Origin of the sequence: Psychrobacter sp. GP33 (genome assembly GCF_014119005.1) — a bacterium.
Classification (GTDB): Bacteria; Pseudomonadota; Gammaproteobacteria; order Pseudomonadales; family Moraxellaceae; genus Psychrobacter.
In genome coordinates, this window is sequence record NZ_JACGYX010000003.1 from 244534 (window position 1) to 258948 (window position 14415).

Annotated in this window: 13 protein-coding genes; 8 read left to right on the forward strand and 5 right to left on the reverse strand. The window is 42.4% G+C overall.

The annotated features are described in order from the left end of the window. Nucleotides 1–11: 11 nt before the first annotated feature. A complete protein-coding gene (locus tag H2245_RS05835; RefSeq protein ID WP_182406446.1) occupies nucleotides 12–950 on the reverse strand; it encodes a DMT family transporter in 939 nt (312 codons plus the stop codon). Between the two features lie 345 nt (nucleotides 951–1295). Here H2245_RS05835 and H2245_RS05840 point away from each other — a divergent pair, with 345 nt between their 5' ends. Further along, nucleotides 1296–2429: a WG repeat-containing protein gene (locus tag H2245_RS05840; protein ID WP_182406447.1), complete on the forward strand. Its 1134-nt coding sequence runs from the start codon at nucleotides 1296–1298 to the stop codon at nucleotides 2427–2429. 86 nt (nucleotides 2430–2515) lie between these two features. Here the strand turns inward: H2245_RS05840 and H2245_RS05845 are convergent, their stop codons facing one another. Both H2245_RS05845 and H2245_RS05850 read right to left on the reverse strand, forming a co-directional pair. Then, nucleotides 2516–3511, reverse strand: a complete 996-nt coding sequence (locus H2245_RS05845) for an alpha/beta fold hydrolase (protein WP_182406576.1) — start codon at nucleotides 3509–3511, stop codon at nucleotides 2516–2518. 81 nt (nucleotides 3512–3592) lie between these two features. Continuing rightward, a complete protein-coding gene (locus tag H2245_RS05850) occupies nucleotides 3593–3757 on the reverse strand; it encodes a rubredoxin (RefSeq protein ID WP_182406448.1) in 165 nt (54 codons plus the stop codon). 307 nt (nucleotides 3758–4064) lie between these two features. On the opposite strand from H2245_RS05850, the gene H2245_RS05855 reads away from it, so the two are divergent. Continuing rightward, nucleotides 4065–4631: an adenine phosphoribosyltransferase gene (locus H2245_RS05855; RefSeq protein WP_182406449.1), complete on the forward strand. Its 567-nt coding sequence runs from the start codon at nucleotides 4065–4067 to the stop codon at nucleotides 4629–4631. A 131-nt stretch (nucleotides 4632–4762) separates the two neighbouring features. On the opposite strand, the gene H2245_RS05860 is transcribed toward H2245_RS05855, so the two are convergent. Further along, the gene (locus H2245_RS05860) at nucleotides 4763–5704 is read right to left on the reverse strand and encodes a transaldolase (RefSeq protein ID WP_182406450.1); all 942 of its coding nucleotides are present in this window, start codon (nucleotides 5702–5704) and stop codon (nucleotides 4763–4765) included. A gap of 376 nt (nucleotides 5705–6080) precedes the next feature. Here H2245_RS05860 and pheA point away from each other — a divergent pair, with 376 nt between their 5' ends. From pheA to H2245_RS05890, 6 genes are all read left to right on the forward strand, one after another. After that, nucleotides 6081–7262, forward strand: coding sequence for a prephenate dehydratase (gene pheA / locus H2245_RS05865; protein ID WP_182406451.1), 1182 nt, complete (start codon nucleotides 6081–6083; stop codon nucleotides 7260–7262). Between the two features lie 222 nt (nucleotides 7263–7484). Then, on the forward strand, nucleotides 7485–8600 hold the full coding sequence (hisC, locus tag H2245_RS05870) for a histidinol-phosphate transaminase (RefSeq protein WP_182406577.1): 1116 nt from the start codon (nucleotides 7485–7487) through the stop codon (nucleotides 8598–8600). Between the two features lie 87 nt (nucleotides 8601–8687). Beyond that, entirely contained in the window at nucleotides 8688–11129 is a 2442-nt protein-coding gene (locus tag H2245_RS05875; protein WP_259365101.1) for a bifunctional prephenate dehydrogenase/3-phosphoshikimate 1-carboxyvinyltransferase, read from the forward strand. Between the two features lie 240 nt (nucleotides 11130–11369). Next, a complete protein-coding gene (gene rarD, locus H2245_RS05880; protein WP_182406452.1) occupies nucleotides 11370–12320 on the forward strand; it encodes an EamA family transporter RarD in 951 nt (316 codons plus the stop codon). A 65-nt stretch (nucleotides 12321–12385) separates the two neighbouring features. Continuing rightward, complete coding sequence (folB, locus tag H2245_RS05885; RefSeq protein WP_182406453.1) at nucleotides 12386–12826, forward strand: dihydroneopterin aldolase; 441 nt, start codon at nucleotides 12386–12388, stop codon at nucleotides 12824–12826. A gap of 28 nt (nucleotides 12827–12854) precedes the next feature. Continuing rightward, nucleotides 12855–13430: a 2-amino-4-hydroxy-6-hydroxymethyldihydropteridine diphosphokinase gene (locus H2245_RS05890; RefSeq protein ID WP_182406454.1), complete on the forward strand. Its 576-nt coding sequence runs from the start codon at nucleotides 12855–12857 to the stop codon at nucleotides 13428–13430. Here the strand turns inward: H2245_RS05890 and cysE are convergent. Further along, on the reverse strand, nucleotides 13422–14363 hold the full coding sequence (gene cysE / locus H2245_RS05895) for a serine O-acetyltransferase (RefSeq protein WP_182406455.1): 942 nt from the start codon (nucleotides 14361–14363) through the stop codon (nucleotides 13422–13424). The genes H2245_RS05890 and cysE overlap by 9 nt on opposite strands. Nucleotides 14364–14415: the final 52 nt, after the last annotated feature.

Here is a 14415-nt window from a genome sequence, read left to right on the forward strand (position 1 = left end):
GATGAGCGTTATCATTTTACCTTTATTTCTTTTCCTTTATGTCTGCGCGCAAAGAAGCGATAACGTCTGAGCGCGCGATTTTTTGGTTTTAGCGAGCCCAAATAAATCGCTAACATTGTGAGCAGCGCGCCACTCCATTGTAAGGTATTAATAGGTTTATCTAACCAGCTATAATCAATCAATAAGGCAGCAATTGGCTCAGTTAATAGTAATAAACCAGTTAATGTTAATGACAACTTGGGAATAGAGTAAGCAATCAGCCCCCAGGCTAAGCACTGCATGACGGAACCATAAATCAATATCCAGCCTATCTCAGCCCATGTATTTGGCAATATATGACCCATATCAAGAATCAACATGGGTACTATCATTGCTGCCACACCGCCGATACTAATTAGTTGCATCAAAACAAATATCGGTGTGGGCTCGGCATCATGAGTTTTACGTATAAAAGTCATCGACGCTGCTAGCATAGCACCTGAAACAATACCGGTGACAAATCCAAAAACTGCCTTATCATTCTGCGCAAATTCCGGACTGCCAATCATTGCCACGCCCAGTATCGCTAGACACAAGCTGACCAGTTGTAGAGGCGACTGACGCTCATTAAAGTATAAAAATCCAATCGCCGCTAAAAAGAAAATCTGTAAGCTATTCAGTAGCGTTGAGATACCCGGACCCACTGCGTGAATACTCTCATGCCAAAATGCTAAGTCAAAGCCTAAAAATACCCCAGATAATAACGCAAATATAATCGCTGGTTTTGAGCGCGGTAAGCGCTGCTTTGTCCACACTGTTAATAATGAGAATATCACCCCTGAGATTGCGAGCCGCCAAAACGCCATTGCCCAGCCGCCAATATTGACATGAGCGACTATTAGGCTGCCTAAACCAAAAATAACACAGCCTATAACCAAGCCAATGGGTGCAGAACGTGACGAGACCGCCATACGTAATCCTTTTATGAATGGAGGGAGATATTAAGTGGACGGTATTATAAAGTTTAAACCACAATACAAATACGATCAGTTTATATATTTCTTATTATTAAGTCGGTTTTTCAGAATATTTTATGTATGACAATCGATAAGCGCACCAGTCTAGCCATTCACAAAAACTGTAGTATATAAGGGTATTATTACTTGACTCAAGTCGGCAATTAAGCCACTATTCATTGAATTTATACTTTATCATAACGATTAGTCACTGCGTTACGAACCTTATTTATATCAAATTATTTTTCTTTATTTTATCTTAATCTCCTTTAATTCATTACGTTTAGTCTGGGTTTTACTATGTCTCAACGCTTTACATCACCTTATCATAATCCGCTTAAAGGCACTTTACTTACGCTAGCAAAGCCGCATTTATATTTTACGGTAAGCACGATTATGGCAGCTTTATTTATGGTTCCAACTGCGCAAGCCGCCAGTTGTAAAATCCCTAAAAGCTATTATAAAAATGTTTCTTGTACGGCAGCTCCTGGATATTTTTTGGCGATTAAAGATTACGGTGAGCCAGTCGCCTTAATTAATAGTCAAGGTAAGGTTGTTACCGATTTATCATCTTATCAAAAAGTAGATGCGACTAAAATGGGTGACGGCTTAATGCCCGTGTTGCGTAAAGGTCGAGTTGGCTACATTACTATGCAAGGGCGAGAAGTCATTCCACCTATATATGATATGTTGGGTAGCGGTCAGAGCTGGGCGAGAGCAGCGTCAGAAGGACGTATTGTGGTTAAAAAATCAGGACAGTTTGGCGTTATTAATACCAGTAATCAAACGATTGTGCCTTTTTCAGCAGCGATTAGTGATATAGACAATTATAAAGGCGGACGTGCCCGCATTCGTAAAAATAAAGCCAGCAGTTGGATAGATAAAAACGGCAAGCCTTTTGAGGACTTCGCCGCGACACCAGCAGCTGATCGTAATGAATCGCGTGAAAATACCAAATCTAATGTTTCTGCTAATACGCCTAAAAATGTTGGTGATAAATATGACTCGAAATTGCCTCCTCGCACCAATCAATCAGTTTATGAGTCTATGATTGAAGAGGATATAGCCACTGATAGCGAATCGTATCAGCAACCTGCCAGAGGGTTTACGACTTTACAGCCCAACCAGCAAGATGGGAAATGGGGATTCGTTGATGATAGTAATGTAGTGATGATTACTTATTCATTTGATGAAGTACGACCTTTTTCAGAAGGGCTGGCGGGTGTCCGTGTCGATAATAACTGGGGCTTTTTAAATCTAGGCGGAGAAGTGGTTATTCCTTTTGATTTTGATAATAATCGCATTTTACCCAGTGATAAGGCTACAGAAACGCCGTCATTTGTATTTAAAAAAGGTAGAGCGTGGGTTAATAATCTTAGTAATGGTGCCAAAATGTGTATCAATAAAGAAGGGTCTTATGTGGGTTGTGAATAATGGCATTCATAGAAAAGAGGGCAACGCAAATAAATGATTTATCTGCATTGCCCTCTTTTTTATTTTACAACTAACACAAAGCTTTCTTAGTCAAGTAAGTGATTACTAATTAACTCAACCAAATAAGGCTGATAATAAGCTGGAATATCGTGTGCCATTCCGTCGATGAGATGAAACTTAGCATTAGGAATGGTTTTTGCAACCACTCGTCCCTGCGAAGCTGGTAATAGTCCATCCGCGCTGCCATGAATCACAATGGTTGGTGCTTTCACCTGTTTACTAAAGCGACTAATAGAACCAGAGGATAAGATAGCATTGAGCTGCTGTACCGAACCAAGCGGGTGAAAATTGCGCTGATAGCGTAATTTGGCAATCTCACGAACCGTGCGCACATTAACATGTCCCGGTGTGCCCACTGTTTTCATAAACCAGACGCTATGACGTACAATATCACGTTCAGAATGGCTTTCGGGGCGATTAATCAAAGTGTAAAGCTGTCGCGGTTTGGGTGGGCGTAAAAAGGCGCGATTGGTGGTGGTAAACATCAACGCCATACGTTTAACTAAGCTTGGATAACGCGCCGCCACGATTTGCGCAATCATACCGCCCATCGAAGCACCAAGCAGATGCGTGCTGCTTAACCTCAAGGCTTTAATCAAACGTACGGTATCTTCAGCCATGTCGGTTAGATTATAAGCGACTTGCTGTCCTTTATTCGACAATCCCGTTTGCAAACGCAGCATCATCTTTAATTGACTAACACGCGGAAGCCCATCAATTTGTACTTTTGAGGACAGACCAATATCGCGATTGTCAAAGCGAATAATGAAAAAACCAGCGTCAATCAAGCGCTTCACAAAATCATTGGGCCAAAAGACCATTTGTGAACCAAGCCCCATGACCATAAGAAGAGGTGGATGATTAGGATTGCCACCTGCCTCAACACACAGCTCAATACCATCACCAATATCTATCATGGCTTGATACAAATGCTCGCTCAGATCAGACGCTCGCCACTGATGTTCGCCAAATTTTTGCCATTCAGGGGTTGGATAAGTCACAGTATGAGCAGACGAATCCATGTCACGCGAATCTGTATCATTAAGATCGCTTGACTGTACTACAGGCTTTGGATAACTTGAATTCGCCATGAGCGCTCCTACTTATAGTTGTATCATCTCAAAATCTAATTTACCCACGCCGCACTCAGGGCAGGTCCAATCATCAGGGATGTCATCCCACAACGTACCGGGGGCAATACCTTCTTCAGGGCAACCTAGCGCTTCATCATAAATCCAACCACAGACAATACATTCATAACGTTTCATATAGGATCCTATCAATTATCATCAGTTTTGCAGTCTACAAGCAGAGCACAAAAACGCGAGTAGTGTAGCATATAACCATAATTGGTATGGTTAAGTTTACACTTGTATATTGAGATAAGGAGGTTTTTATCAAGGCTTTAAGAGGCATTTATTATCAATTTATAAGTAAGAGGCTGCCACATCCAATTTAAAAATAGTGCTAATTATGCTACAATAATTGCCGTTTATAACCTTATAGGCATGAGGTTGTTGACACGTTTTTTATCATTATTATATTTTATTAAAGCTATTTAAATTAAGGGTTATTATGAGCTTCACCGAAGCGAACGTTCCTACCACCGCTTTTGAATCATCTACTGTGCTCAACACCGATCATCCGTTTTGGCAGATTATCCGTACCGTCCCAAATTTTCCTAAAGTCGGCATTGATTTTTATGACATTACGCCATTACTGCGTAGTTATATTGACAGCGTTATTGATGCCTTACTGGCGGCATTACCAGCTGGGTTGTTAGATGAGGTGGATTGCTTAGGTGCAGTTGAGGCGCGTGGGTTTGTATTTGCAAGCTTACTGGCAGGACGTTTAGGTAAAGGGATGATTTTGCTCCGTAAACCGGGCAAGCTACCGCCGCCAGTTGCTAATAAATCCTATGCACTAGAGTATGGTAAAGACACCCTTGAGATGCAAAATAACTTACCGCCTGAGCGGGTCTTGTTGGTCGATGATATTTTAGCTACGGGTGGCACTTTAACCACCGCCTATGAGCTGTGCAAATCCGCTGGCCATACTGTGGTCGGGACGCTGGTATTGCTCGATTTAGTAAAATTACACGGGGCGTTTCCTGTGCCAATTTACACAGTATTAAGAGCTTAAAACTAAGTGCCTAAAAAAGAACTTAAAACATGATAAATAAAAAAGCGCGCTGATGGTTTCAGGGCGCTTTTTTATTTGTTATGACTTGTTTTTAACTTATGACAGTTGAAAGTGGCTGCTAAGATTAAAATTTAATGACGCATTGCTGCTAATGTTTGCGCAAGCTCATCGCGCGCACCGATAAAGCCATCAATACCTTTAGGTAATAAATCTTGGGTAATCTTATCTTGTTGATAAGCCTGACTAAACGCTTCTTGATTTAAACTGGCGCGACTCATAGGCGTTGCGTCCATTGCCATTTCATGTGAAAGCTGACGTGTAACAGGAATATCTAAGGCAGCAAGCTCATCAATAAGATTTGGTGCAATGGTCAATAAGTCACAGCCAGCCAGTGCTAATATTTGCTCGACTGAGCGAAAGCTTGCCCCCATAACTTGCGTCTTATAATCGTGTTGCTTGTAATATTGATAAATCAATTTTACTGATTGAACACCTAAATCGTCAGCAGCAGCAATCTCTTGGCGACCTTGTTGATGCTTTTGCCAATCTAAAATACGTCCAACAAATGGTGAAATTAAGGTGACACCAGCATCCGCACAAGCAATGGCTTGATGCTGCCCAAATAGCAAGGTTAAATTACAGTGAATACCTTGGGTTTCAAGATAGCGCGCTGCCTCAATACCTTGCCATGTTGCTGCCATTTTAATCAATACACGCTCTGCATCAATGCCCGCGCGTTGATACGCTTCCATAAATTCTAACGCTTTGCTAATCGTCGCTTGGGTGTCATAAGACAAGCGCGCATCGACTTCAGTAGATACCCGACCTTCGATCAACTCTAAAATATTACAGCCGACTTGAATAGTGAGCGCGTCAATCACGGCATCAACATCACCTTGATAATGGTTCATAGTGTCTGAGAGCATGGCTTGATTGTCAGGATGAATAAGGGCTTTGGTAATCAGGCTTGGATTGGTGGTCGCATCAATAGGTTTTAATCGCTCAATGGCGGCAAGATCGCCAGTATCAGCGACAATAGTGGTCATCGTACAAAGTTGCTGCAATGCGCTCATCATTTATCCTTTGTTATAGTCAATTGATCGTTATTGATTTCATTTATCATATTGCAAATAGTTCATGCTATAAATGTATGCTGCTGCCAGCATTTAGTCCTAAACTTTAGCACAGTTTTGTGCCAGAATTTATCTATAGTTGTTTGGCAAATATTAATTGATAAGATTTCTCTCATTTACGCATGTGCACTTTCCCTAGTTTTTGTTATAGTATGGACAGTTGTATCAGGCTGTGACATATTTACGGGTAAATAGTAGGGCATTAAGGCTTGATAATGTTTGGCAGCAGACGATAAGTAGGGTAATACCTATGAGAGTCGTACCTATAATGATAAAGTTAATAATAAATAATACGTTCTAAAAAAGGATAGGCGGTATGAGTGAGCAGTCAGCAGAGCAAAACATGGATAATCTAAACCAAGTAACCCCCGATGTGAACGACACCTCATCCGAACAAGCGTTTTTAGATCAGCTGCGCCAAAATATTGATGCGGTAGACTGTGAAATTCAAACCCTTATTAATAATCGCGCTAAGCTTGCTCAGCAAGTAGCGGTGGTTAAGAAAAGCCACGTGGCTAATAGCGCTAATGCACCCACAACCAATCCTATTTTTTATCGTCCTGAGCGTGAAGCGCAAGTGTTAAAAGCGGTTATGGCTCGCAATACGGGGCCTATTGCTGATGAAAAAATGGCACGTCTATTTCGTGAAATTATGTCGGTTTGCCTAGATTTAGAAGCACCGCAACGTATCGCATTTTTGGGTCCGCTTGGCACCTTTACTCATGCCGCAGCACTAAAGCATTTCGGCAAAGCAGCAGATACGGTACCTCTTACCACAATCACTGATGTGTTCCGTGAAGTGGAAGCAGGAACAGCAATGTATGGTGTAGTACCTGTAGAAAATTCCTCTGAAGGCGTGGTAAACCATACCTTAGACGGGTTTTTATCATCAACGTTAAAAATCATTGGTGAAGTGGAATTGCCAATTCATCAAAACTTTTTAGTTGCTGAGCATACTAAGATTGATGGTATCAGTCGTATTTATTCCCATCAGCAGTCATTAGCGCAGTGTCGTCATTGGCTTGATGTGAATTATCCGAATGTCGAGCGTGTGGCGGTATCTAGTAATGGTGAAGCGGCGCGCCGTCTAAAGAATGAGTGGCATTCTGCGGCGATTGCAGGGGATGTGGCAGTCGCAGAATATGATTTACATAAGCTATACGCCAATATTGAAGACAATCCAAGCAATACTACACGCTTCTTAATCATTGGTCATGAAGCGGTCGCACCATCTGGTCAGGATAAAACCTCTATTGTGGTCTCTGCCCATGACAAAGCTGGTGCGCTGATTGAAATCCTTAAGCCACTCTCTAAGCATGGCGTATCAATGACCAGTATCGAGACGCGTCCTGAGCGTCCTAATAAATGGGCGTACGTCTTTTTCATTGATATGGATGGACATATGCAGGATGCCAATGTGAAAGCAGCGATTGATGATATTCGCCCATTGGTTAAAGATGTGCGTATCTTAGGTTCATACCCTAAAGCGGTGATTTAAAGGTTCTTATAGCGTATCTGTTAATCATGATATCGGTTAATAGCGTATTTATTCATGATAGTTTTATTGCCATGAATAATGATGGTGCTTAACATAGTGCTTAATAATGGCTTCCCTTAATATAAAAGGGGTAATGACCTCTAAGGACAGAGTATGCAGCCGAATCAATTAACCCAAGATATCCAAGGTACAAAAGGAAACACGGCAAATTCGACGTCATATATGTCACATGCGCCAGTGACGGCTTATGATAGTATCCTAACGTTAATGCCGTATGAGACGGGTAAGCCGATTGAAGAGCTGACTCGCGAATACGGAGTATCAGATGTTATTAAGCTTGCTAGTAACGAGAATCCTTGGGGCTGCTCGCCGTCTGTTACTTTAGCAATTACTGAGCAGTTGAGTCAGTTGGCGCGGTATCCGGATGACAGTGGCTATTATCTCAAGCAAGCGCTTGCTGATTTTAATGATATTGACGTTAATTGCATTACCTTAGGTAGTGGTGCCAATGATTTGCTTAATATCTTGGCGCGTACGTTTGTCGGTACGGATGACGCGATTGTTTATAGTCAATATGCCTTTGTGGTCTATGCAATGCTGGCAAAAATGCAAGGTGCAACGGGCATTGAAGTGCCAGCGCAGTATTTTGGTCATGATTTAAACGCCATGCGCCAAGCGGTTACTGACAATGATAATACCAAAATCGTTTTTATTGCCAATCCTAATAATCCAACGGGCACACAGCTTGAACGTGACGCAGTGCGTGAATTTGTAGCTAGTATGCCAAGCTCAGTGCTCGTCGTATTAGATGAAGCCTATATCGAATATAGCCCAGAGAGTAACAATCGTGCCTTATTAGATGAGTTTAATAATGTGGTGATTGTTCGTACCTTTTCTAAAGCGTATGGGCTGGCAGGTCTGCGTGTGGGTTATGCGTTGAGTTCAGCACCCATTGCTGAGTTATTAGACCGAGTGCGTCAGCCGTTTAATGTTAACCGCCTTGCCGTGGCTGCTGCTACTGCCGCGCTAAGCGATCAAGAATTTATTAATAAAGTACGCTTAAGCAACGACGAGCAAAGGCGCTGGTTAGGGAAGCAATTTGATGCTTTAGGATTGGGTTTTATTAAGTCGCATGCTAATTTTATTATGGTTGAAATGCAAGTTGAGATGGAAGACGCCACAGCGGCACTTGTCAATCAAGCGCTACTTGAGCAAGGGATTATTGTACGCCCATTAACAAATTACGGGCTGCCTGATTGGCTACGTATTACCGTCGGTTTGGTAGAAGAAAACATGCGCCTGATTGATACTTTGCGGTCAATTCTGTCCGATGATTAAAAAATCCGACCAGAGCTAAATGGTGTGATTTATTGCCATTTATTCAAAAAACTTATAAAAAATTATTCAAATAAACTATGTAAAAATATGATGCAAAACATAACGCAAGATTCAGACAGTCAAGCTTTGGATAGGAAAACTGCTAGCCATAAGCCCATTAAGGGCAAGACAAAAGCTTATACTAACCATCAATCAGCAACACCATTATTTAAGCAGGTGTGTGTCATTGGGCTTGGGCTTATTGGCGCAAGTTTGGCACAAGCTATTAAAGACAATGGGTTGAGCACGCGCTTGGTTGCTGTCGATAGGCACGTGCCAAGTATAGAAGCGGCTATTGCTCAAGGCTTATTAAACGCTGGCAGCTCTGTGCTACAAGATGTGGTGTTGGGCAGTGATTTAATTGTCATTGCTGTGCCTGTACAAGCAGTACAAGCCGTATTTTCTGATATTAAAGCCGCTATGGACAGTGGTCAGTTGGCAACCGACTGTATTATTACCGATGTGTGTAGTACCAAGGTCAATATTATTAATGCCGCACAACGTGTATTTGGTGCTTTACCTGTTGGTCTAGTGCCAGCACATCCGATAGCTGGTGCGGAAAATTCTGGCTATGATGCGCGCCGTGCTGCTTTATTTGTCAAACATAGTGTTATTATTTGCGAGCTGGCAACAACCAATGTATTAGCGATTGCTAAAATACGTCAGTTATGGGAAGGCGTGGGTGCAACGGTTATGGCAATGGCAGCCGATCATCACGATTCGATATTGGCGCATACCAGTCATTTGCCACACCTGCTTGCTTTTAATCTTGTAGAACAGCTTGCCAGTCACAATGATAATTTAGATATGTTTCGTTATGCCGCAGGTGGGTTTCGAGACTTTTCTCGTATTGCTGCCAGCGATCCAAAAATGTGGCATGATATCTTTTTTGCCAACCAAAGCGCTATTGTAAGCGCCCTTGATGAGTACAGCGACTATCTGCAAACGATGCGTCAGCTTATCATTGATAAAAATTCAACCGCCCTGATGGGACTTTTGGGCCGTGCGCAAGCCGCACGGCGACATTTTGGTCATATGTTGACCAGCACCCCTTATACGGATATTTCTGCCATGTCAGCTTCTTATACAATTACCCCAAGTCAAACCGTTTCCGGCACTATTGCTATTCCTGGTGATAAGTCTATCTCGCACCGCAGCATCATGCTCGGCAGCTTAGCTACTGGGGTAACGCATGTTACTGGATTTTTGGAAGGAGAGGATGCCTTAGCAACCTTGCAAGCCTTTCGCGATATGGGCGTGACCATTGAAGGTCCTGAGAATGGTAAGTTGACCATTCATGGCGTGGGTATGCATGGCTTAAAACCCAGCAAAACGCCGATATATATGGGCAATTCTGGTACCAGTATGCGCTTATTGGCAGGCATCCTAGCGGCGCAGTCATTTGATAGCGTATTAACGGGCGATACCAGTCTCAATAAGCGTCCTATGGAGCGCGTAGCCACACCGCTACGTGAGATGGGTGCTGTAATTCAAAGTACAGGACATAAAGGCACATCGCCACTGAGTATTACTGGGCGTGACAAAGTTGGCAAACCGTTACAAGGTATTGATTATAATATGCCCGTTGCATCGGCACAGATTAAGTCTTGCTTACTATTAGCAGGATTGTGGGCAGAGGGAACGACGACCGTCACTCAGCCTGAGATTAGCCGCGACCATACTGAACGTATGTTATCTGCATTCGGCTATCCGGTAAAAGTTGAGGGGAACCGTATTAGTGTGACTGGCGGTGGCACGCTCACGGGCGGTGACATTGCGGTGCCAGCAGATATCTCATCAGCGGCATTCTTTATGGTTGCCGCTGCTATCAGTCAAGGCAGTGAGTTGACTTTAACCCAAGTGGGTATTAATCCAACCCGTACCGGTGTAATCGATATCCTAAAGCTTATGCAAGCAGATATTACCTTGAGTAATAAGACTTATATTGGTGAAGAACCAGTTGCCGATATTACCATCCGTGCTTCTAATTTGGTTGGGATTAAAATTCCAGAAAGTCTGGTTCCTTTAGCGATTGACGAGTTTCCGGTTCTGTTTATCGCCGCCAGTTGCGCGCAAGGACGTACCGTACTAACCGGTGCAAAAGAGCTACGTGTTAAAGAGTCGGATCGCATTGCCGTTATGGCGGAAGGGTTGCAAGCCCTTGGCATTGATTGTACCGTTACTGACGATGGGTTAATTATTGAAGGGCAAGGGTCACATGGGCAGACGAGTAAGGTAGTTGGCAATGCAGTTGATAATAGCGCACCTGTCTTCGGTGGTGGACACATTGTCTCGCATCATGACCACCGTATTGCTATGAGCTTTGCAGTTGCGAGTTTGCGCGCATCCGAGCAAATTACTATTGAAGGCGTTGAAACTGTCAATACCAGCTTCCCTGGCTTTGCAGAGCTTGCCAATCAAATCGGTATGGCGATTGAAGTGCATAGTGTTAATACTGATAGTGCAGATGACAATAATGATAACGCTTAATTTTTATTAAAGAAGCGTTATAATAGGCACTCAATTTAATTTTTTTTGAAATCGTTTGTAGCAATGTATGAGTGTCGCAGTTGGCACTGATACATTGCTTTTCTCTTTTATTACTTTTATATTTTATTGATTTTTAATATCACGTAATCTTTTCGCCTAGTGCACTTAACATCTTTGCCTTTTTTAAAGTTGAGTAAAAAGGATAAGGATATACGTTGCGCCAAAAAGTTGTTTTGCCTTATGTCGTCCGAAACTATTGTCAAAAAAGCAGTTACACCGATAAAAACCACCAGAAGTGGCATTATAACTGCGCTTATTGCCTTTTTTATCTGGGGCGGTTTCCCACTATATTTTAAGCGTTTGGTAGATTATGATGCTACCGAGATTATCGGTCATCGTATTATCTGGACATTTTTATGTTTGTCGGTGGTGCTGGTAGTCACCAAACGTTGGCAGTGGATCGATACCCTTAAGAAAAACCCGAAGTGGATCGCGTTCAGTTTTATATCAGGGCTAATTATTGGCACTAATTGGCTCACGTACGTGTGGGCAGTCAATAATGACCGCATATTAGAAGCAAGTTTAGGATATTTTATTGGTCCACTCGTCGGCGTGGCGTTATCAATGATACTATTCAAAGAGCGCCTGCGTACGCTACAATGGGTAGCGATTGGATTTGCGCTGTTATCCGTGGTTATTCAAGTGGTAATAATGGGCAATTTGCCATGGATATCATTAATATTAGCATTTAGCTTTAGCACTTATGGCACCATTCAACGTCAGACCCCTTTGGCTGCTGTCGATGCCATGTTTGTAGAGACGGCAATGCTAGTACCCATCTGTCTATGGTGGTTTTGGCAAGCGGATGTAATGAGCAGTCAGCTAAGTTTTTGGTTTACTTCAAACATCTGGCTACTGATGCTGGCAGGTCCGATTACCTTGATACCGTTGTTACTGTTTAATAGATCAACCAAGCTGGTTGCTTATAGTATTCTTAGCTTTATGAATTATCTAACCCCGACTTTTATTTTCTTTTTAGCTGTGTTCTATTATAAAGAGCCTTTTGACCTACATAGTCTTGCGGTATTTGGTTTGATTTGGCTGGGACTATTATTGTTTAGCATTGACTTATGGCGTCATCGTCCCAGTAAAAAAGTGAAAGCGGCTAGTATGCAAACTGACAGTTTGTAGAAAATACAATCAATAGGGTGCAGTTAATACTTTAATTAGAAAATACAATAAATAAGGATGCGAGCATGTTCCATACCCAATCTGATGTGGTGTTTGTCAAAGGCTTAAAGGTAGAGGCGGTGATAGGGGTCTATGATTGGGAGCGCGCTATCAACCAACCGATACTTATTGATATTGCCCTTGAAACAGACATTAGTAAAGCAGCTCTGTCTGATGATGTAAACGATGCGCTTAATTATAAGGCAGTTTGTGATGATGTCAGTGCTTGGTGTCAAGAAATTCAGGCTGAGTTGCTTGAGCACTTAGCAGGGCAAATCGCAGATAGGCTGATTGCAAACTATTCTTGTAAAGCCGTGACGTTAAGTGCGGCAAAACCGACTGCTATTGCACAGGCGGATGCAGTTGGAGTACAAATCACCCGCCATGCTCCAGCTGCCAAAAGTCAAAACGATGCATTGCAAGATGATACAGTGCAAACGACCGATAAAACATCTTCTGATATCTAAGGCGATGCATAAAAAGAAACAAAACATTATGCAAGACAAATCATTGTCGATAGATATTGCAACGTTAAATCAATATGAGCCTAAGTATTTACAGGCGCAGATGGTAACGGCAGTTATCCTTGCATTGGGCAGTAATCATCGCGCCACAGAGTATTTATCGCGTGTGCGTGAAAAACTCGCGACCCTTGGCAAACTAAAATGCTCTGCTGCCTTTGAAAATCCAGATTTTACAGCGACCAAAGAGCAGCCAAAGCCGAATTATACCAATCAGTGTGTTTATTTAGAATTAGACTCAGGAATGAGCTTGCAACAATTACAACAATTATTCAAATCATTTGAAGGTGAGTGTCATAGAGTCCGTGAATCGGCATCTATATTACCTGCGTTGTCTGAAGGTAGCTTAGCTCAAACTGAATTATCTCAAGTTGTCTTGCCACCAAGTGCATGGCGACAAGTCACAATGGATATTGATATTTTATTGATAAAGTCAGAGGATAATGAGGCGAGTGGCAGCTGCTGGATAATAATGGCAGATCGTTATCCCTTTAAGGCACATGAAAATGCTGGGATAACTGCATTAATTGCAAGAGATGTCTTATTTTAATTCAGTATTTGTATGATCTGCGTTACTTTCCAAGTGATTTAAATCACTGTTATTTAAATCACTTCGACCAATCACATCGATATCTTCTAAGCACAATTTATCATACTCTTTTGTGCAAAAATCAGGATCAATCTTGCACATTGCTGCTTGCAATTGATCAAGGCGATTTTCTGATTGTTGAATATGTTCGAGCATTTTAGCAAAAGCTTCAGCAACAGGGTCTTGGGAATAAGGGTCGATACCATACGCTTGAAAAGCGGTTTCTCGTGCTGTAGGACGCTTAGTGCTGGACTCTGACTGACTGTCTAATAATGATATCGCTTTTTCTTGCGGTACTACCTTATCGGCGCTACTGGATAACGGATTACCTTTTTCATCATGATGCTCTGATATCATGCGTGCTGCGCTACCAACCATCGTTGCGCCTGCTGGCACAGCTTTTACCACGACTGCATTGGAGCCGATTTTAGCATTCTTGCCCACGGTAAAAGGACCCAATACTTTAGCACCGGCACCAACAATTACCCCATCTTCTAAAGTCGGATGACGCTTGCCATTATTCCAGGAGACACCGCCCAGAGTAACGCCATGATATAAAGTCACGTCGTTACCAATCTCAGCGGTCTCACCGATGACCACACCCACACCGTGATCAATAAAAAACCGGCGACCAATTTTGGCAGCCGGATGAATTTCGATACCAGTCATAATACGTGAACCGTAAGAGATGACGCGCGCTGATAGTTTGTGGTCATGTTTCCATAGGTAATGTGCGCTGCGATGTAGTATAAGCGCATGAATACCTGGATAGGTGAGTATGACTTCTAAGCTATTGCGCGCAGCAGGATCCCGAGTAAAGACGGCATCAATATCTTCTTTTAAGTCTTTTCTAATGTGGCTGAATGATTTGAATAAGGCGGTTGGCAATGACATAAGGCGTCCTATCGTATTTTTGATTACAATCTCTTTAGTTATAGCAGCTTTG

Bases quoted from the DNA above. Each gene is read 5' to 3' on its own strand.
- H2245_RS05835 (WP_182406446.1), bottom strand. From the start codon at position 950: ATGGCGGTCTCGTCACGTTCTGCACCCATTGGCTTGGTTATAGGCTGT.
- H2245_RS05840 (WP_182406447.1), top strand. From the start codon at position 1,296: ATGTCTCAACGCTTTACATCACCTTATCATAATCCGCTTAAAGGCACT.
- H2245_RS05845 (WP_182406576.1), bottom strand. From the start codon at position 3,511: ATGGATTCGTCTGCTCATACTGTGACTTATCCAACCCCTGAATGGCAA.
- H2245_RS05850 (WP_182406448.1), bottom strand. From the start codon at position 3,757: ATGAAACGTTATGAATGTATTGTCTGTGGTTGGATTTATGATGAAGCG.
- H2245_RS05855 (WP_182406449.1), top strand. From the start codon at position 4,065: ATGAGCTTCACCGAAGCGAACGTTCCTACCACCGCTTTTGAATCATCT.
- H2245_RS05860 (WP_182406450.1), bottom strand. From the start codon at position 5,704: ATGAGCGCATTGCAGCAACTTTGTACGATGACCACTATTGTCGCTGAT.
- pheA (WP_182406451.1), top strand. From the start codon at position 6,081: ATGAGTGAGCAGTCAGCAGAGCAAAACATGGATAATCTAAACCAAGTA.
- hisC (WP_182406577.1), top strand. From the start codon at position 7,485: ATGTCACATGCGCCAGTGACGGCTTATGATAGTATCCTAACGTTAATG.
- H2245_RS05875 (WP_259365101.1), top strand. From the start codon at position 8,688: ATGATGCAAAACATAACGCAAGATTCAGACAGTCAAGCTTTGGATAGG.
- rarD (WP_182406452.1), top strand. From the start codon at position 11,370: ATGTCGTCCGAAACTATTGTCAAAAAAGCAGTTACACCGATAAAAACC.
- folB (WP_182406453.1), top strand. From the start codon at position 12,386: ATGTTCCATACCCAATCTGATGTGGTGTTTGTCAAAGGCTTAAAGGTA.
- H2245_RS05890 (WP_182406454.1), top strand. From the start codon at position 12,855: ATGCAAGACAAATCATTGTCGATAGATATTGCAACGTTAAATCAATAT.
- cysE (WP_182406455.1), bottom strand. From the start codon at position 14,363: ATGTCATTGCCAACCGCCTTATTCAAATCATTCAGCCACATTAGAAAA.